Below are 18,298 nucleotides of genomic sequence, written 5' to 3'. Positions count from 1 at the left end.
TGGCTCACAGCTCACACCACAGTATGCCTACAGACTCTGCCTGCCAATCAGTCTCATCGCCACGGTCAGCAACTTGGCCGGTGCGGTATATCGACAGCAGACTGACAATCGCCGCCTTTAATCTGCTCATATTCAGCATTATCACTGCAGCGATTTTGAATCCTCGCTGTATCGAAGCAGATTACCCTGCCAGAGTAAAAAGAAGTGAAGGATGTATGGGGTGCCGGTTGCCAACGTTCAATGACCATGAACATTGCCAGCACAGCGACCAGCACAAGGCTCAGGCGTAACAGCCCGTCAACCGTCAGCCAGGTGCGAAAATAATGTCGATCGAAGGCGAAGGTGGTGGGCGATACCCCGAGAATTTCAGCTTTAATGGCTCTGGGCCGAAATCCCATATCATCCAGCTCAAAAGCAATAATGTCCCCCAGTTGTGGGGGCCGGCTCATGTGGCTTAGCTGAGAGTAATAGATAAACACGTCCTGACTGCCATCCCGCGGCGAAATGTAGCCATATCCCTTTTCCGGATACCAGTATTTTAACGTCCCCTGATATCTGATCTCATCTGAATACATCCCTGTCTCCCTGACCCAGTAAAAACCTTATCCAATCCGTGGCAAGGCATTGATTGCGGTCTATAAGTTGTAACATTCACCGCAACAGAATGCCAGTCTGCCACGCTCAGAAAAGCACTTTGGTCCGTGCCGCACTAACTGGATCTATTCTCACATAAATGGCTAGAGACGCGATAAAAAACGTATCGCCCGCTGCAAATCCCGGGTTCGGGTCATGGGCGGCAAAGAGGAGACAAACGCCGCGCCATATTCGCGGTTAACAATGCGGTTATCACACAGGATGAGCACGCCCCTGTCCCGCTCGTCGCGAATAAGCCGGCCGGCGCCCTGTTTCAGAGCGATCACCGCCTGAGGCAGGGACAGCTCTACAAAGGGATCACCTCCCCGGCGGGTGATGGCATCGGCCCTGGCTTTATACAGCGGGTCATCGGGTGAGGCGAAGGGCAGCTTATCGATCACCACGCAGCTGAGCAATTTGCCCCGCACATCCACCCCTTCCCAGAAACTGCCGGTGCCCAGCAGCACCGCGTTGCCAAAACGGCGGAATTTATCCAGCAAACTCTGTTTGCCGCCCTGCCCCTGCACCAGCACCGGTTGCAGAACTTTGTCCCTGAGCCCGGCCGCCACCAGATTCATCATCCTATGGCTGGTAAACAGAATAAACGTGCGGCCATCGGCTGCATCCACCACTTTGGTGCACAGCTCAATCAAATGCCGCGCCATCTGCTGTTGATGCATCACATTGGGCAGGTGTCTGGGCACACAGAATAGTGCCTGCCGCTGATAATCAAATGGACTGTCGAGGATCACCGCTCTGGCATCAGCAATTCCCATGGATTCGGTAAAGTGTTTGACACTGCGATTGACCTGCAATGTGGCCGAGGTAAATACCCAGCGACTGGCGGGGTCAAACAGCGCGGCACATTCCCGGGCAACATTGATAGGCGAAATCCGCAGCAACGCAAATTGATGTCCAAGGTCGATACTGTAGGCGGATGAGGGGTTTTCACACTCGAAAAACACCCGTAATTTATCAGCCGCCTCAACCAATTTGGGCAGACAATCATCCAGTTCATCTGTGCGTCCCAGGTGGGCGCGGATAACGCTGGCCAGTCCATCAAGCTCCGCTATCAGCTTCCAGCTCAGCGCCATCATGGATTTATCCGCCAGCAGCGCCCGCCAGTCGGACTCCCCACGCTCGAACAAGCCATTGTGCCAGTCGCTGAGCGCCTGAATGCAGCGCAGTGTGCACTGTCCAAGCTGAAGTGTATCCATCAGTTCGGCGCGATAAACCCCGTAGATCTGCGACACCAGCTCATGCAATGCCCGGCCAGAACATTGCTGGCCAAAATAGGTGACCGCGATATCCGGCAGCAGATGTGCTTCATCAAATATCACCACATCCGTCTGTGGCAGCAGCTCGGCAAAGCCTGTGTCTTTCAGGACTCTGTCGGCAAAGAACAAATGGTGATTGACCACGATAATGCGGGCATCCATGGCGCGCAGTCTGGCTTTACGGGTGTGGCATTCACTGTAAAAGGCGCAGCGCTGGCCGGTGCAGGTTTCGCGGGTGCTGCGCACCATATCGATGGCAACGGACGATTCAGAAACCGCGGTCAACAGGTCCAGATCGCCATCATGACTGGTACCCGCCCACTGATTGATCTTCAGCAGGTCATCGATGATGCCCTCATCCCGGCTTTGCACACTGTCCATTTGCTGCGCCAGCCGCAACTGACACAAATAGTTATTGCGCCCCTTGAGCAGTGCGCGTTTGGGCGACAGTTCAAGCATCTTTAGCAGCGCCGGCAGATCCTTGTAAAACAGTTGCTCCTGCAGATTTTTACTGCCGGTACTGACAATCACCGATTTACCGGACAGTAATGCCGGGATGAGATAGCCGAAGGTTTTGCCCACCCCGGTGCCCGCTTCCAGCACCAGGCTGTGTCCCTGCTCCAGACAGCTGACAATTTCTGCGGCCATCTGGCGCTGCTCGGCTCTGGGGCGATAGCCGGCATGATGCCGGCTCATGGGGCCAGACTCGCTGAAAACCTGTTCCACCTGGTTCGCCAGGGCAGAGATTGAAGATAAAGACACGGGCCGCCGCGGGGTTAACAAAGACATTGGCAGGCATTATGCCTGCTTCCCCTGCAGGCTCAAGCAGATTGCTGAAAATGTCCAATACACAGTCAAATTGAATAAAACTCAAGCAAATCAAATTAGCGGTTGCCAGCGCAATAAAAACCCTCTAGTGTAAAAAAGCGCTCGGGTAATTGCACAACAAGCCTCCAAAGCAAAAAAGCAACCCCGCAGCATTGAACAGAATTTAAATATTGAACAGAATTTAAGCGCGGGCGTGACACACGGCCGCGATAACACAAAGATTTAAGTACAAGAGAGTGAACCAGATGAAACCAGTTTCCTTCGCTATCCATCATCACCACCACAAGCGGTAGCCTTCGGAAGCTGACTGCCGAAGGTGTATTCCTTCTGGCGGTGAGACACTCAAGCACTCATAAACCCCTGGAAGGAATTTCAGGGGTTTTTTCATACCCCGACACTGGCAAAACACAGAATTAACAGAACCCAGGGGTAACAGTATGAACAACAGCAACAGACTCAGGATCGCCATTCAGAAATCCGGGCGTTTATCAAAAGACTCCCAGCAATTGCTGAAAAGCTGCGGCGTCAAATTCACTGTCAACGAACAGCGGCTTATTGCCCACGCCGATAACATGCCCATCGATCTGCTCCGGGTGCGCGATGATGATATTCCGGGGCTGGTGATGGATGGCGTGGTGGATCTGGGCATCATAGGCGAGAACGTGCTGGAGGAAGAGCAGATTGAGCGTCAGTCTCTGGGCAAAGACGCCCTGGTCAATAAACTCAGACAACTGGATTTCGGCGCCTGCCGGCTGTCGCTGGCGGTGCCAACAGAGTTCGATTACGGCAGCAGCGGCTCACTGCAAGGGCTGAGAATTGCCACCTCCTACCCTAACCTGCTGCGCCGCTACATGAACCAGCAGGGCGTCAACTACAAAGACTGTATGCTTAAGGGCTCAGTGGAAGTGGCGCCCCGGGCCGGATTGGCCGATGGGATCTGCGATCTGGTGTCCACCGGCGCAACCCTCGAAGCCAATGGTCTGAAAGAAACCGAAGTGATCTTCCGCTCCATGGCCTGCATCATCCAGTCAACCACCACCCAAAGTGACGCCAAACAGGCACTGATCGACAAAATCCTCTCCCGCATCAACGGTGTTATCCGCGCCCGCGAAAGCAAATACATTCTGCTGCATGCCCCAACCGAGACCCTGGCTGAGATAGTGGCGCTGCTGCCCGGCGCCGAGAATCCCACCGTATTGCCGCTCAATGATGACAGCAATCGGGTCGCCATCCACGCCGTCAGCACCGAAGATTTGTTCTGGGACACCATGGAGGAGCTCACCAAGCTTGGCGCCTCTTCCATTCTGGTCATGCCAATTGAAAAGATGATGGGGTAAGTATGCAAGCAGTACTGTGGAATTCACTCTCCCCCAAAGCGCAGGCCGATGTGCTGGCGCGCTCACCGCTGACCGCCAATCAGGGCTTGAGTCAGGCGGTCAGCGCCATCATAGCGCGGGTGGCTGATCAGGGGGACAACGCCCTTAGGGCCATGGCACAGGAATTTGATGGCGTCAGTCTTAGCCAGATCCAGTTGACGGAAGCCGCCATTGATGCCGCCTGTGAGCGGGTCGCACCATCCCTCAAGCAGGCCATTATTGCCGCCGCTGACAATATCCGCGCCTTTCACCAGGCTCAGCGTCCGGCGCCTGTCAGTCTGCAAACCCGCCCGGGCGTACTGTGTGAACTGAGAACCGAAGCCATCGACAGCGTCGGTTTGTATATCCCGGGTGGCAGCGCGCCGCTGATCTCAACTGTGCTGATGCTGGCCATTCCCGCCGCCATCGCCGGTTGCCGCCGCACTGTGCTTATCACGCCGCCCAATGTGGATGATGCCATCCTGTTCGCCGCCAGACTCTGCCAGGTGGACGAAATCTATCTGTCCGGCGGCGCTCAGGCGATTGCCGCACTGGCGCTGGGCACTCAGACCATTGCGCCGGTGGATAAAATCTTCGGCCCGGGTAATGCCTGGGTGACGGAAGCCAAACGTCAGCTCAGCCAGGACAGCCGCGCCCGCATCACCATAGATATGCCGGCAGGTCCCTCTGAAGTGCTGGTGATCGCCGATGATTCGGCCAATCCTGAATTTATTGCCGCCGATCTTCTGTCTCAGGCTGAGCACGGCCCGGACTCACAGGTGATGCTGGTCACCGACAGTGAAAAGCTGGCAAGCCTGACCCGGGATGCGCTTGAGCGCCAGCTTGCCAGTCTGCCCCGCGCAAACATTGCACGGGAGGCCCTGAGCTGCAGCCGCACCATATTGGTGGAGGATCTCAATCAGGCCGCCGCGGTATCCAATCAATACGCGCCTGAGCACTTGATTGTGCAGACCCGGAATCCCAGAGCGCTGCTGCCGAAACTCAGGGGCGCCGGCTCGATTTTCCTCGGTCCCTGGACCCCGGAGTCTGTCGGCGACTATGCCAGCGGTACCAATCACGTGCTGCCCACCTATGGCTATGCCGCCAGCGTCTCAAGCCTGTCTCTGGCGGATTTCAGCCGCCGCTTTACGGTGCAGGAGCTCAGTCGTGACGGTCTTGTGCAAATCGGCCAGACGGTCATGACCCTGGCGGCCGCCGAGCAGCTCGATGCCCATAAAAATGCTGTTGCCATCAGACTGGAGGCCAAACCATGAGTACGATAACCCAACAGGCCACCGATTTGGCCCGTCGCCTCGCCCGCGCAGAGCTTTTGGATCTCGAGCCTTATCAGAGCGCCCGGCGTATCGGCGGCCGGGGCGATATCTGGATCAATGCCAATGAGTCGCCCTTCAATAACACCTATCTGGCGCTGGCCAATCGCTACCCAGAGTGTCAGCCACCGGCGCTGATGCAGGCCTATGCTGACTATGTCGGGGTAACACCACAGCAACTGGTATGCGGCCGCGGCGCCGATGAAGCCATAGAGCTGCTTATCCGCACCTTCTGTGTACCGGGGCAGGATGCCATCGTCACTTTTGGCCCGACCTACGGCATGTATGGAATAAGCGCCGCTACCTTTAACGTGGGGGTCACTGAACTGGCGCTGGATGATGACTGGCAACTGCCGCCAGCGGCAGCAATTGATGACACAATACAGGCACAGAAGCTGATTTTTGTGTGCAATCCCAACAATCCCACCGGCTCGATTATTCCGCTTGCGCGGATACGCCAGCTGCTTGAGCAGTTTCCGGACAAGCTGGTGATAGTGGATGAGGCCTATATTGAATTTTGTCCTGAGCAATCCTGCGTGCCTTTGCTTGAGGAGTTCGCCAATCTGGTGGTGCTGCGCACCCTCTCCAAAGCCTTTGCATTGGCGGGGATCCGCTGCGGCTTTATGCTGGCCCATCCCGGTATCGTTGAACTGGTGATGCGGGTGATTGCTCCCTACCCTGTGCCCGTACCGGTCTCAGCGCTGGCCACGCAAGCGCTTAACCGGGAAGGGATTGCCACCATGCGTACTCAGGTGCAAAGCTTAAACGCCAATGGCGAACAATTAGCTCAGGCGATTATCAAAGCCGGTGGCATAGCCCAGCGCAGCGCAGCCAATTTTGTGCTGGCCAAATTTGCCGACATCAAAACGGTCGAGTCCGTGGCTGAGCGCCTGGCAGCGTCCGGCATAGTCGCCCGGCGCTATAAACACCCGCGCCTGCAGGACGCCATTCGCCTCAGTTACACCAATGATGCCGAGACCAATGTCATCATCGCAGCGCTGCAGGCCTTTACAGGGCAAATATCATCATCCACATGCGTCAGCAACGGCTGATTTCAACTCAGGGAAACGAGTCATGACACAGAAAATTTTATTTATCGACAGAGATGGCACCCTGGTAGAAGAGCCGGCGGTAGACAAACAACTGGATCGGCTGGATAAACTGGCCTTTGAACCCGGCGTTATCCCGGCGCTGCTCAGGCTGCAAAAGGCCGGTTATCGCCTGGTAATGGTCAGCAATCAGGATGGTCTGGGCACGCCCTCCTTCCCGAAGGAAGATTTTGAAGCGCCCCACCAGCTGATGATGCAAATCTTCACGTCTCAGGGTATCAGCTTTGATGACGTGCTTATCTGTCCCCACTTTGACGATGAAAACTGTACCTGCCGCAAACCCAAACTTGGGCTGGTTCGCGACTATCTGGTGGGCGGGCGCATCGACTTTGCGCGCAGCGCCGTGATTGGCGACCGGCAAACCGATATGCTGCTGGCCGAAGCGATGGGGATCAGGGGCTTTCAATATCAGCCGCAAACATTGGGCTGGCAAAGCATCGCCGATGAGCTGCTGGGTAAAAACCGCACGGCGTGTGTCAAGCGCACCACCCGTGAAACCGATATAGAAGTCAGTGTCGATCTCGACCATGGCGGCAACAACCGCATCAACACCGGCATCGGTTTTTTCGACCACATGCTGGATCAGATTGCCACCCACGGCAATTTCAACCTGTCGGTCAGTGTCAGTGGCGATCTGCACATAGATGATCACCACAGCATTGAGGATACCGGTCTGGCGCTGGGCGAGGCGCTGCGTCAGGCGCTGGGGGACAAAATCGGCATTGCCCGCTTCGGCTTCAGTCTGCCCATGGATGAGGCGCGCGGCGAGTGTCTGATCGACATCTCCGGCCGGCCATTCTGTAAAGTCAACGCCAGCTTCCAGCGTGAAGCCGTTGGTGGCATGGCTACCGAGATGGTGCCCCACTTCTTTCGCTCATTCGCCGATGGTCTGCGCGCCACAGTGCAGATTGGCTGCGATGGCGACAATGAGCACCACAAGGTGGAAGCCATGTTCAAAGCCCTTGGCCGGGCGCTGCGTCAGGCGGTTGCCATTGAAGGCGATGCCCTGCCATCAAGCAAAGGGATGTTGTAATGCCAGAAGCCAACAAAAACCCTGACAAGACCAGTATCAACACTGTCATCATAGATACCGGCTGCGCCAATTTAAGCTCGGTGCGCTTTGCACTGCAGCGCCTGGGTGACACGCCGCTTATCACGGCTGATCCTGAGCTTATCCGTCAGGCCAGGCGGGTGATCCTGCCCGGCGTGGGCAGCGCCCGTGCCGCCATGCAAGCCCTGTCAGCCAAAGGACTGGATACCCTTATCCCCACCCTGACCCAACCTGTGCTGGGGGTTTGCCTGGGGATGCAGCTGATGTGCCGTCAATCCAGCGAAGGCAACGCCACAGTGCCATGCCTTGGCATTATCGATACCGAGGTTACCGAGCTTTGCAGTGGTGAATTGCCCCTGCCCCACATGGGCTGGAACGCGATTACGCCGACCAGTCACCCGCTGTTTGCCGGCATAGGTACCCAGGACTATCTCTATTTTGTTCACAGTTACTGCGCGCCGCCGGGGGACTTTACCCTGGCCAGCTGTGACTATGGTCAGGTGTTCAGCGCCGCCATCGGCCGCGACAACTTTATGGGCGTGCAGTTTCACCCGGAAAAAAGTGCCGCAGCTGGAGCATTGATTTTGAAAAACTTTTTGGAGATGAGCGCATGATTATACCCGCCATCGATCTGATAGACGGTCAGGTGGTTCGCCTGTATCAGGGGGATTACAACCAAAAGACCGCATTTGACAAAAGCCCGCTGGCCCAGCTGGAAAGCTATCAGGCCCAGGGCGCGCGCTGGCTGCATCTGGTGGACTTGAGTGGCGCCAAGGATCCCACCGCCAGACAAACTGAGCTGATCAAAACCATCGCCTCCAGACTCAGGGCCAAATTACAGGTGGGCGGCGGCATTCGCTCCCTTGAGCAGGTGGAAGAACTGCTGGAAGCCGGTGTTGATAGGGTCGTCATAGGATCCTTGGCCGTGCGCCAGCCGGAGCTGGTGATCGACTGGCTTAAGCGCTTTGGCCGCGACGCCATCTGTCTGGCGCTGGATGTCAACATCAGCCCGGATGGTGAAAAACTGGTGGCCGTGTCCGGCTGGCAACAGGGCAGCGGCGTGTCGCTGGAAGCATTAACCCAGACCTTTCTGGACGCCGGACTGAAGCACGCGCTGGTGACCGACATCAGCCGCGATGGCACCCTGGCCGGCGCCAACACAGCGCTGTATCGCGAACTGAGTGAGCGTTTCCCGGACATTCGCTGGCAGGCCTCAGGCGGGATTGCCAGCCTGGACGATGTGGCCGCCGTCCGCGACAGCGGCGCAGCCGGCATCATTATTGGCAAGGCGCTGCTGATCGATAATTTCACCGTCAGGGAGGCAATCTCATGCTGGCCAAACGCATAGTCCCCTGTCTGGATGTCAAAGACGGACAGGTCGTCAAAGGGGTACAATTTCGCAACCATGAAGTGGTCGGTGATATCGTGCCACTGGCTGCCCGCTACGCCAGGGAAGGCGCCGATGAGCTGGTGTTTTACGACATCAGCGCCAGCGCCCGTGATGGCCTGGTGGATAAATCCTGGGTGGGGCGTATTGCCGAGCAGATCGATATCCCCTTCTGCGTGGCCGGTGGCATTAAAACCCTGGCGCAGGCGCGCGAGCTGCTGGCGTTCGGGGCGGATAAAATTTCGATCAACTCACCGGCGCTGTCTGATCCCAGCCTGATCAACAGGCTGCAGGATGAATTTGGTCGCCAGTGCATCGTAGTCGGTATTGACTCCTTCCACGATGAGGGCAGCAACAGCTATCGGGTGAAGCAGTTCACCGGCGAGGAATCAGCCACCCGGGAAACCGCCTGGTACACCCAGGATTGGGTGGAGGAAGTGCAGCGCCGTGGCTGCGGTGAAATCGTGCTCAATGTGATGAATCAGGACGGCGTGCGTCAGGGCTATGACATCAGGCAATTAAGCTGCATCCGCGCCATCTGTGATGTGCCTCTTATTGCCTCAGGTGGCGCTGGCACAATGGCACATTTCGCCGAGGTGTTTACCCGGGCCGGCGTCGATGCAGCCCTGGCCGCCAGCGTCTTTCACAAAGGCATAATTCCCATTGGCGAGCTGAAACAGTATCTCGCCAGCCAGGGCATTTGTGTGCGACCACAGGTTTATGCGCCAGCGATCAATGCTGACCCAACTTCCAAACCAGCCTCAGACTTAACCTCAGACCTAGCCAACGCACCTGGCTTCAGGAGTTCCCTATGACCCGCACCGTTTTACACTCCCCTTTACTGCTTGAGCAGGCTGACTTTGCCAAGGGAGATGGCCTGCTGCCGGCGATTGTGCAACACGCTGACACAGGTGATGTGCTGATGCAGGGCTGGATGACTATCGAGGCACTGCAAACCACGCTGGCCAGGGCGCAGGTCACCTTCTTCAGTCGCTCCAAGCAGCGGCTGTGGACCAAAGGCGAAAGCTCAGGGCATGTGCTTGATTGTGTGTCGGTATCCCTTGATTGCGATAACGACAGCCTGCTGGTGATGGCTCGCCCTCAGGGGCCAACCTGTCATACCGGCAGTCAAACCTGCTGGCATGATGACTACGCCAGCCCCTTCTTAAGTCAGCTGGATGCAGTGATAAAGCAGCGTCATGCGCGATGGCAGTCCGGCGCAGAGGGTGGCTCCTACACCGCCTCCCTGTTTGCCAGTGGCAGCAAACGTATCGCCCAGAAAGTGGGCGAGGAAGGCGTAGAAACAGCGCTTGCGGGCGCCACAGGTGATAAAGCTGAGCTGGTGAATGAAGCGGCAGATCTGCTGTTTCACCTGATGGTGCTGCTGCAGGATCAGGGATTGTCTCTGCAAGATGTGCAGCATCGTCTGGCGGAGCGTCACAGCGCTAGCGCTAGCTCAAGCTCAAGCCGCGACAATAACAGCAATAGTGACTAAGGCATTGACGTCAACTGATTCAGTTATGCCAGGGTTTGTCCCAACATTGCGTAGCTGACCCTTTTTGGCGAACTAAAGGCGGCCGTGGTGCAGATTGCTACCGTTAATCGAACAGGGAGTACATCGTACTGCGAATAACGGGTAACTCTAAACTATGCCGCTGATGGACAGTGACTATCAGCGGCATACAAAATCACCGGCACGCAGATCAGCTCGCGATCCCCATCACACTTAACTGATAAAAACCCGGCATGAGCCACACCCGGCTTGACCAAATTGCACGGTGGACTTAACGTCATATCGTAACGGCACACCAATACACCGTTACATTTATCAATCCATAAACATCAACCCAGATACATCAACCGAGATCCGCTATGTCTATTTCACAGGATGACTATCTGTCGCCACAACGGCGACGATAACGTTACCTTCAGGTATCGCTCCCGCTGTTGTGGCCAGAATCTCCCCTGCGGGGATTAATGCACATATTTTCTGGTTCATAAGGGACACACATGCAACAAAATCGTTTTATCGGCAGTTTGCTGATTATCGCCGGCACCACTATCGGTGCAGGCATGCTGGCCTTACCTCTGGCCGCCTCCTCCATGGGTTTTCCACTGGCGCTGCTGACCATGCTGCTCATCTGGGCGCTGATGAGTTATACCGCCCTGCTGATGCTGGAGCTGCACCAGGACGCATCTCCTCAGGCCACACTCCATACCCTTGCACGACAATACCTTGGCCGTCCGGGTCAGTGGCTTGCCACCCTCTCCATGCTTTTTCTGTTTTATGCGCTGTGCGCCGCCTATATTGCCGGTGGCAGTGAGCAGCTGACCGCCCGCCTCGCCGTATTGGGAAATATCCCGGACTGGAGCGGCGCCCTTATCTGGACGCTGGCAGTAGGCGCTCTGATCGTCAGTGGCACAGGTAAGGTTGACCTGGTCAACCGGGCACTGTTCATCCTCAAACTGATCGCACTGGCGAGCATACTGGTACTTCTCATGCCCAAAGTGGAGTGGATCAGATTGCAGGCCACAGAGGTCCATTCAATGGCAATGGTGGCTGCCCTGCCGGTGATATTTACCTCATTTGGCTTTCATGGCTCGATCCCGTCTGTGGTGCGGTATCTGGGGATGGATTTAGCTAAATTGAAACGGGCCATTTTGCTGGGATCAGCCCTGCCTTTACTGGTGTATGCCCTGTGGCTGATGGTCAGCATAGGCAATCTGGGGCAATCGGCACTGATAAATCACGCGGGTCTCAATGATTTGATTGCCGGTTTGAGTCAAGCGGCAAACGCACCGCTGCTGCAGCAGGTGATCGCCGGATTTGCCGATCTGGCGCTGGCCACATCATTTCTCGGCGTTGCCCTGGGATTGTTTGATTTTATTACCGATATGCTCAGGCAAAAGCGATGGATTACCGGTTTGCTGACATTTCTGCCCCCATTGGCATTCGCCCTTTACTATCCTTCCGGCTTTATTATGGCGCTCGGCTATGCGGCCATTGCACTGGTCATGCTGGCCATCTTCCTGCCGGTGGCCATGGTCTGGCGACGCCGCGCCAATGAATCAAGCAAGACATCGGCCAAAACAGGTAACGGGACTGCCACAGGAGCATATAAGGTCAAAGGCGGTACACCGGCACTGGTTATCGCCCTGCTGATGGGCCTTGGCATCATCGCCGCTCAACTGCTCTGTGCCTGACAGCCGCAATCTGATAAGTGGTTGGCTTATCAACACTGACGTTGCAATGCTGCAGCCGGATGTCTGTCCGGCTGCGTTCTTCCCACAAAGGCTTACCTTGCCCTCAATGTTGATTTTGATTATTGAGTCCGCAAGCCCCTGTTGTGCCCGGAATGGGTCGCTTTAACCTGATACATGGCCGTATCGGCAGCGCTCATCAGCTCTGGCAAATCGTTGATATTGTCTTGATTGAGGCTGGCCGCGCCGAGACTGAATGCCAGCTGCCAGGGTTTTCCCGATGTGCTGTTAAAACGGGTGATCACGCCAGCCAGTCGCTGCTCAATTTGCGTTGCCACACAGTCGCTGCCGTTATGAGTCAGCAACACGGCAAACTCATCACCCCCCAGCCTGGCGACAATGTCGCAATCACGTACTGATTGTTGCAGACAATCGGCAAACGCACGCAACGCCACGTCTCCCTCGGCATGCCCCCAGTTGTCATTGATAACTTTGAACTTATCCAAATCCAGATAAATAAGCGTGCACTGTAACGCGGAGCGGCGTGACAGCAGAAGCATCTGCTCTGCCAGATTGTCGAATCCAAGCCGGTTATACAATCCGGTCAGCGCATCCATGGTTGCCAGGTGAATACTGGTTATTTCAGCCTCAATCAGCTTGCCAAAATCAGCCAGAAATCCAAGCTCAGCCCGACTCAGGGTTCGCGGGACATGATCAATCAAACACAGGGTGCCCAAAATATGCCCATCAAAGGAACGCAGCGGGTAACCGGCATAAAAGCGCACCCAAGGCGCTCCGACCACCAGCGGATTATCGGAAAATCGCACATCTTTGGTGGCATCGGGGATCATCAGGATGTCGCTGGAGTTTATCGCATGACCACAAAAGGAAATGTCTCTGGGGGTCTCACTGCAATGGGCAAGCCCCTGTCGGGATTTAAACCACTGGCGATTTTTATCGACCAGACTGACTAGACACACTGGCACCTTGAAAAAATGTCTGGCCAGGCGGGTAACCCGATCAAATCGCTCTTCCTCTTGTGTATCCAAAAGCCCGGTACTGCGCAATCGCTCCAGGCGAACGTCATCATCAGCGGGAATAGGCGCGAGCAGCATAATCGTCCTTAGTTAAGCCAAAACGTTATCAATCTTTTGACCGCCAACCATACATCAGCTGGCAACCTGGATACTTTGATCAAGCTCGCGGTGCACGGCCAAACCGCTCAACAAACCAGCAGGATATATATCCGCCGGTGCCAGACCGAATCGATTGATTAGGTGCAACAGCAATTGCGGAGCACAAATAACAAAGCCACCCTGAGGTGGCTTTGTTTAATCCATAGTATGGGTGGCTGACCCAACGGGAAAATTACACCTGACGGTAGATATCTGGCTCGCCTTCAGGGCGGGTTTTGAGCACACGCAGGAACCACATGTATTGCTCAGGATAGGCCAGAATCACCTGCTCGACGGCGCGATTAAGAGCCAGCGCCTCGTTTTCCTTGCCCTGCATACTTTCAGCAGGGATTTGCGGCAGCACAGTCAGGTCAAACTGGCGGGTGTGCTGGTTATAACCAATTTTTACCGGCATTACGGCAGCATTACCCGCCTGAGCCAGTCTGCCCACCACGGGCAGGGTCGCCTTGACCGTCCCCAAAAATGGTGCAAACACACTCTTGTCCGGCCCCAAATCTTCATCCGGCAGATAAAAGAAACTGTTGTCATTTTTCAGTTCAGACAGCAGCGCGCGAATGCCTGCTTCGCGCATATACACATGGCCGCCCTGGGATGAGCGCATACGGTTGTTGAACCAGTTAAACAGCTCATTTTTGTGGGCTTTGGCCATAGTCACCATAGGCAGATCCAGATTCAGTCTCAGACCCGCGTACTCAATTCCCCACACATGGGGCATGATGAAAATCACCGGCTTACCTTCATCTCTGGCGGCCTGAACATGCTCATAACCCATCAGATTGACGCGACGGCGAATGTGGCCCCGGCCTTTGACCATCAACTCTGCCTGCGCCAGCAGGATCATTACAAAGTTTTCGACATTGGCATTGATCAGCGCCTCGATCTCGGCTGCTGATTTCTCGGGGAAACAAGTGGTCAGATTCGCCCGGGCCACGCGGATTGGCTTTTTGGAAAATCGTTTAACCAGATGCGCCAGTTGTTTTGCTATAGGGTCGCGAATAAAAGCAGGCAGTAAACCGAAAATAAGCAGCAGCAGGATCGCCAGCCAGGTTGGCCACAGGCGAGGATGAAGCAGGGATAATTTAAAACTACGGTCGAAATATTTGGGTTCTCTGGACAAAGTCATATCCCGGGTAATACTAAGGCGTGCAAATACTAAAGAAACAAAAACAGAAAAGCCACTCAAAGAGTGGCTTTTCCTTCAGGCAGATAACTTACTTCTCAGCGCTGGCGTTAGCAACCTCAACCCGGCTCTTTAACTTCTGGCCAGGACGGAAGGTAACAACCCTACGTGCTGATATAGGAATATCTTCACCTGTTTTTGGGTTCCTTCCCGGGCGTTGATTCTTATCTCGAAGATCGAAGTTGCCAAAGCCTGACAACTTAACCTGCTCTCCACTTTCCAGTGCACAACGGATCTCTTCGAAGAAAGACTCAACCATCTCTTTTGCCACCCGCTTGTTAATTCCCAGGGTTTCAAAAAGATGTTCTGCCATTTCCGCTTTGGTAAGTGCCATACTTTAATCCCTCAACGATGCGTTGAACTCTGCTTTCAGAGCAGCGACAACTGCCTCAACCTTCTCAGCAATGTCCTTCTCTTCCAGCGTGCGAGCCGAATCTTGTAACGTAAGTGCGATCGCCAGGCTCTTCTTGCCGGGTTCAACACCTTTACCTTGGTACACATCGAACAAGTTTAAGCCAACCAACTGATTCTCGCCAACTTTTCTTATCAGTTTGATCACATCACCGGCTGCTACCTGCTCATCAACCACGACTGCAATATCACGTCTGTTGGACGGGAACTTAGATACAGTCTGAGCTTGAGGCAGATTGGCATGCAACAGCGCGTCCAGCTCCAACTCGAATACGATGGTTTTGCCATTCAGACCGAATGGTTTTTCCAGGCTTGGATGTACCGCACCTATGAAACCGATAACTCGATCATTCCTCAGAATTTCAGCACATTGCCCTGGATGAAGTGCACTGTGCGTTGCTCTTCTAAAGCTAAATTCTAGATCTGCGGCTGTCAAGCCAATAATCGCCTCCAAATCACCCTTAAGATCGAAGAAATCAACGGTTTTTGACTCCATCGACCAGTGTTCTTCACTGTTTGGGCCAGCGATAACAGCACCCAGCATTGCCTGTTGGCGCACACCGGACTCGGCTGATTCATCAGGAACAAAGCGCAAACCGGTTTCAAACAGACGCACTCTGCTCTGTTGACGACTCTGGTTGTAACCCACGGCAGTCAGCAATCCGGTGAACATAGACAGACGCATAGCTGACATTTCACTGGAGATAGGGTTGGGCAGGATCATCGCCTGCTGCTCAGGGTGCAACAGCTGCTGCAACTTGGGATCAACAAAGCTGTAGGTGATCGCTTCCTGGAAACCACGGGCAGTCAGCAGACTACGCACGCGTTTCAGGCTCAGCTCAGCCTCTTTGTGATCAGACATCTTCAGCGAGGCAATTGGTGCCACATTGGGGATGTTGTTGTAGCCGTAGATACGGGCGACTTCTTCAATCAGGTCTTCTTCAATCGCCATATCGAAACGATAGGTGGCCGTAGTCACCTGCCAGCCAGCGTCGACCACTTCAACAGTGAAGCCAAGACGAGTCAGGATTTCGTTCACGTCCTCATCAGAGATCACATGGCCCAGCAGCTTGTCCAGTTTGGCACGGCGCAACAGAATGTTGGCAGCCTTTGGCAGATGCTCATCACTCTTGGCTTCAACCACTGGACCGGCCTGACCGCCGCAAATATCCAGTACCAGACGGGTTGCACGGTCGATAACCTTGTGCTGCAGCTGTGGATCCACACCACGCTCAAAGCGGTGTGATGAGTCGGTGTGCAAACCCAGACGGCGGGCCTTACCCATGATCGCCAGCGGCGCAAAGAAGGCACATTCCAGCAGTATGTCAGTGGTGGTGTCAGAAACGCCTGAGTATTCACCACCGAATACACCGGCGAGAGCCAGAGGCTTTTGCGCGTCTGCAATCACCAGCACATCGTTTGGCACAGTGATTTCAGTACCATCCAGCAGAGTCAGCTTCTCTTCGCCATTGCCCAGACGCACCTGAATGCCACCATCCAGTTTGGCCAGATCAAAGGCGTGCATTGGCTGACCAAATTCAATCAGCACATAGTTGGTGATATCAACGATAGGGTCGATAGAGCGAATGCCGCTGCGACGCAGTTTTTCCTGCATCCACATCGGGGTGGCGGCTTTCACGTTAACGTTTTTCACCACCCGGCCAAGATAACGTGGACAGCCCTGCGGCGCATCCAGTGTGATCTCAACTTTGTCGTCGATACTGGCAGTCACGGACTCCCAGCTTGGCTCGGTCACTTCAGCGCGGTTGAGCACGCCCACTTCACGGGCCAGACCCGCCATACCCAGACAGTCAGCACGGTTGGCGGTCAGATCCACATCAATAACCGCATCATTGAGCTGCAGATATTCGCGGATATCTGTACCCAGTGGCGCATCCAGTGGCAGCTCGATGATGCCATCGCTTTCTACATCGATACCCAGCTCACTGAAAGAACACAGCATACCGTGTGAAGGCTGACCACGCAGTTTGGCCTTCTTGATTTTGAAATCGCCAGGCAGCACTGCACCCACCATAGCCACAGCCACTTTCAGGCCCAGACGACAATTCGGTGCACCGCAGACGATATCCAGCAGCTCTTCGCCACCAACATTCACTTTGGTTACGCGCAGCTTGTCAGCATCAGGATGCTGACCGCATTCAACCACTTCACCCACAACCACACCGGAAAAATCAGCGGCTACCGGCTCAACACCGTCCACTTCCAGACCGGCCATGGTGATTTGGTGGGAAAGTTCTTCACGGCTAACGGCGGGGTTAACCCACTCGCGCAGCCAGGATTCGGAAAATTTCATATCTGTACTGCTCCGTTATTTGAATTGCTTGAGGAAACGCAGGTCGTTCTCGAAGAACGAACGCAGGTCGTTGACGCCATAGCGCAACATGGTCAGACGCTCAACGCCCATACCAAAAGCAAAACCGGAGTATTTCTCAGGATCGATACCTACGCTGCGCAGTACATTCGGGTGCACCATACCGCAGCCCAGTACCTCCAGCCACTTGCCGTTCTTACCCATCACGTCCACTTCCGCAGAAGGCTCTGTGAACGGGAAGTATGAAGGGCGGAAACGCACCTGCAGATCTTCTTCAAAGAAGTTGCGCAGGAAGTCGTGCAAAATGCCCTTCAGCTCAGCAAAGTTCACATGCTCGTCCACCAGCAGACCTTCCACCTGATGGAACATAGGGGTGTGAGTCATATCGTAGTCGTTACGATATACACGGCCCGGAGAGATGATGCGCAGCGGCGGCTTTTCATGCTCCATGGTGCGGATCTGTACACCGGACGTCTGGGTACGCAACATCACCTTGGGGTTGAAGTAGAAGGTATCGTGGTCGGCACGGGCCGGGTGATGCTCAGAAATGTTCAGAGCGTCGAAGTTATGGAAATCATCTTCGATTTCAGGACCTTGCTTTACAGTAAAGCCCAATTCACCAAAGAAACTTTCAATACGCTCGATGGTACGGGTGACCGGGTGCAGACCACCGTTGCCCAGGGTTCGACCCGGCAAAGTCACGTCAATTTGCTCGGCACTCAGTTTGGCTTCCAGCTCGGCGGTCTTCAGACCATCAATACGCTGACTCAAACGTTGCTGTACCTGCTGCTTGGCCAGATTCACCTTTTGACCAAAGACCGGCTTCTCTTCCGGGCTCAACGTGGCCATCAGCTTCATCATGTCGGTAATTTTACCTTTCTTACCCAGGTAATCGACGCGAATATCGTCCAGCGCCTTCAGGTCGCTGGCCTGGTCGATCGCTGCCAAGGCGAGTTCTACGATCTCAGTTAACTGCTGCATCTTCTCTTCCACTGCGTGTCCGTAAC

General features: G+C 55.0%; 15 protein-coding genes and 1 pseudogene. 9 read left to right on the top strand and 7 right to left on the bottom strand.

Annotated elements, in window-relative coordinates; genetic code table 11:
- Nucleotides 1–65 precede the first annotated feature (65 nt).
- On the bottom strand, nucleotides 66–575 hold the full coding sequence (locus ACRRUX_RS15905; protein ID WP_432532098.1) for a cold shock domain-containing protein: 510 nt from the start codon (nucleotides 573–575) through the stop codon (nucleotides 66–68).
- 162 nt (nucleotides 576–737) lie between these two features.
- On the bottom strand, nucleotides 738–2,699 hold the full coding sequence (locus ACRRUX_RS15900) for an ATP-dependent DNA helicase (protein WP_432532096.1): 1,962 nt from the start codon (nucleotides 2,697–2,699) through the stop codon (nucleotides 738–740).
- Nucleotides 2,700–3,175: 476 nt separating this feature from the next.
- On the opposite strand from ACRRUX_RS15900, the gene hisG reads away from it, so the two are divergent.
- The 9 genes and pseudogenes from hisG to ACRRUX_RS15855 all read left to right on the top strand — a co-directional run bounded on the left by hisG (nucleotide 3,176) and on the right by ACRRUX_RS15855 (nucleotide 12,175).
- Nucleotides 3,176–4,075: an ATP phosphoribosyltransferase gene (gene hisG, locus ACRRUX_RS15895; RefSeq protein WP_432532094.1), complete on the top strand. Its 900-nt coding sequence runs from the start codon at nucleotides 3,176–3,178 to the stop codon at nucleotides 4,073–4,075.
- A gap of 2 nt (nucleotides 4,076–4,077) precedes the next feature.
- The gene (gene hisD / locus ACRRUX_RS15890) at nucleotides 4,078–5,367 is read left to right on the top strand and encodes a histidinol dehydrogenase (RefSeq protein ID WP_432532092.1); all 1,290 of its coding nucleotides are present in this window, start codon (nucleotides 4,078–4,080) and stop codon (nucleotides 5,365–5,367) included.
- On the top strand, nucleotides 5,364–6,476 hold the full coding sequence (hisC, locus tag ACRRUX_RS15885; protein ID WP_432532090.1) for a histidinol-phosphate transaminase: 1,113 nt from the start codon (nucleotides 5,364–5,366) through the stop codon (nucleotides 6,474–6,476). Before hisD ends, hisC begins: the two co-directional genes overlap by 4 nt.
- A 22-nt stretch (nucleotides 6,477–6,498) precedes the next feature.
- On the top strand, nucleotides 6,499–7,566 hold the full coding sequence (gene hisB / locus ACRRUX_RS15880; protein WP_432532088.1) for a bifunctional histidinol-phosphatase/imidazoleglycerol-phosphate dehydratase HisB: 1,068 nt from the start codon (nucleotides 6,499–6,501) through the stop codon (nucleotides 7,564–7,566).
- Nucleotides 7,566–8,198: an imidazole glycerol phosphate synthase subunit HisH gene (hisH, locus tag ACRRUX_RS15875; protein WP_432532086.1), complete on the top strand. Its 633-nt coding sequence runs from the start codon at nucleotides 7,566–7,568 to the stop codon at nucleotides 8,196–8,198. Before hisB ends, hisH begins: the two co-directional genes overlap by 1 nt.
- Nucleotides 8,195–8,932 carry a 1-(5-phosphoribosyl)-5-[(5-phosphoribosylamino)methylideneamino]imidazole-4-carboxamide isomerase gene (gene hisA, locus ACRRUX_RS15870; protein ID WP_432532084.1) on the top strand — a complete coding sequence of 246 codons (738 nt, stop codon included), beginning with the start codon at nucleotides 8,195–8,197 and terminating at the stop codon, nucleotides 8,930–8,932. The genes hisH and hisA overlap by 4 nt, the downstream gene beginning before the upstream one ends.
- Nucleotides 8,914–9,681: pseudogene (gene hisF / locus ACRRUX_RS15865) on the top strand (imidazole glycerol phosphate synthase subunit HisF); the annotation flags it as partial. The gene hisA and the pseudogene hisF, both read left to right, overlap by 19 nt.
- Nucleotides 9,682–9,782: 101 nt before the next feature.
- Nucleotides 9,783–10,466: a bifunctional phosphoribosyl-AMP cyclohydrolase/phosphoribosyl-ATP diphosphatase HisIE gene (gene hisIE / locus ACRRUX_RS15860; protein WP_432532082.1), complete on the top strand. Its 684-nt coding sequence runs from the start codon at nucleotides 9,783–9,785 to the stop codon at nucleotides 10,464–10,466.
- 515 nt (nucleotides 10,467–10,981) lie between these two features.
- Nucleotides 10,982–12,175 (top strand): aromatic amino acid transport family protein, encoded by a 1,194-nt coding sequence (locus tag ACRRUX_RS15855; RefSeq protein ID WP_432532080.1) that lies wholly within the window; start codon nucleotides 10,982–10,984, stop codon nucleotides 12,173–12,175.
- Between the two features lie 119 nt (nucleotides 12,176–12,294).
- Here the strand turns inward: ACRRUX_RS15855 and ACRRUX_RS15850 are convergent, their stop codons facing one another.
- The 5 genes from ACRRUX_RS15850 to pheS all read right to left on the bottom strand — a co-directional run bounded on the left by ACRRUX_RS15850 (nucleotide 12,295) and on the right by pheS (nucleotide 18,272).
- Nucleotides 12,295–13,287, bottom strand: a complete 993-nt coding sequence (locus ACRRUX_RS15850) for a diguanylate cyclase domain-containing protein (protein WP_432532078.1) — start codon at nucleotides 13,285–13,287, stop codon at nucleotides 12,295–12,297.
- 253 nt (nucleotides 13,288–13,540) lie between these two features.
- A complete protein-coding gene (gene lpxM / locus ACRRUX_RS15845; protein ID WP_432532076.1) occupies nucleotides 13,541–14,485 on the bottom strand; it encodes a lauroyl-Kdo(2)-lipid IV(A) myristoyltransferase in 945 nt (314 codons plus the stop codon).
- Nucleotides 14,486–14,579: 94 nt separating this feature from the next.
- A complete protein-coding gene (gene ihfA, locus ACRRUX_RS15840; protein ID WP_432532074.1) occupies nucleotides 14,580–14,882 on the bottom strand; it encodes an integration host factor subunit alpha in 303 nt (100 codons plus the stop codon).
- A 3-nt stretch (nucleotides 14,883–14,885) separates the two neighbouring features.
- Complete coding sequence (gene pheT, locus ACRRUX_RS15835) at nucleotides 14,886–17,273, bottom strand: phenylalanine--tRNA ligase subunit beta (RefSeq protein ID WP_432532072.1); 2,388 nt, start codon at nucleotides 17,271–17,273, stop codon at nucleotides 14,886–14,888.
- Between the two features lie 15 nt (nucleotides 17,274–17,288).
- Entirely contained in the window at nucleotides 17,289–18,272 is a 984-nt protein-coding gene (gene pheS, locus ACRRUX_RS15830) for a phenylalanine--tRNA ligase subunit alpha (protein ID WP_432532169.1), read from the bottom strand.
- Nucleotides 18,273–18,298: the final 26 nt, after the last annotated feature.

Origin of the sequence: Shewanella sp. GXUN23E (genome assembly GCF_050865035.1) — a bacterium.
Classification (GTDB): Bacteria; Pseudomonadota; Gammaproteobacteria; order Enterobacterales; family Shewanellaceae; genus Shewanella.
This window is presented reverse-complemented; position numbering and strand designations above follow the sequence as displayed.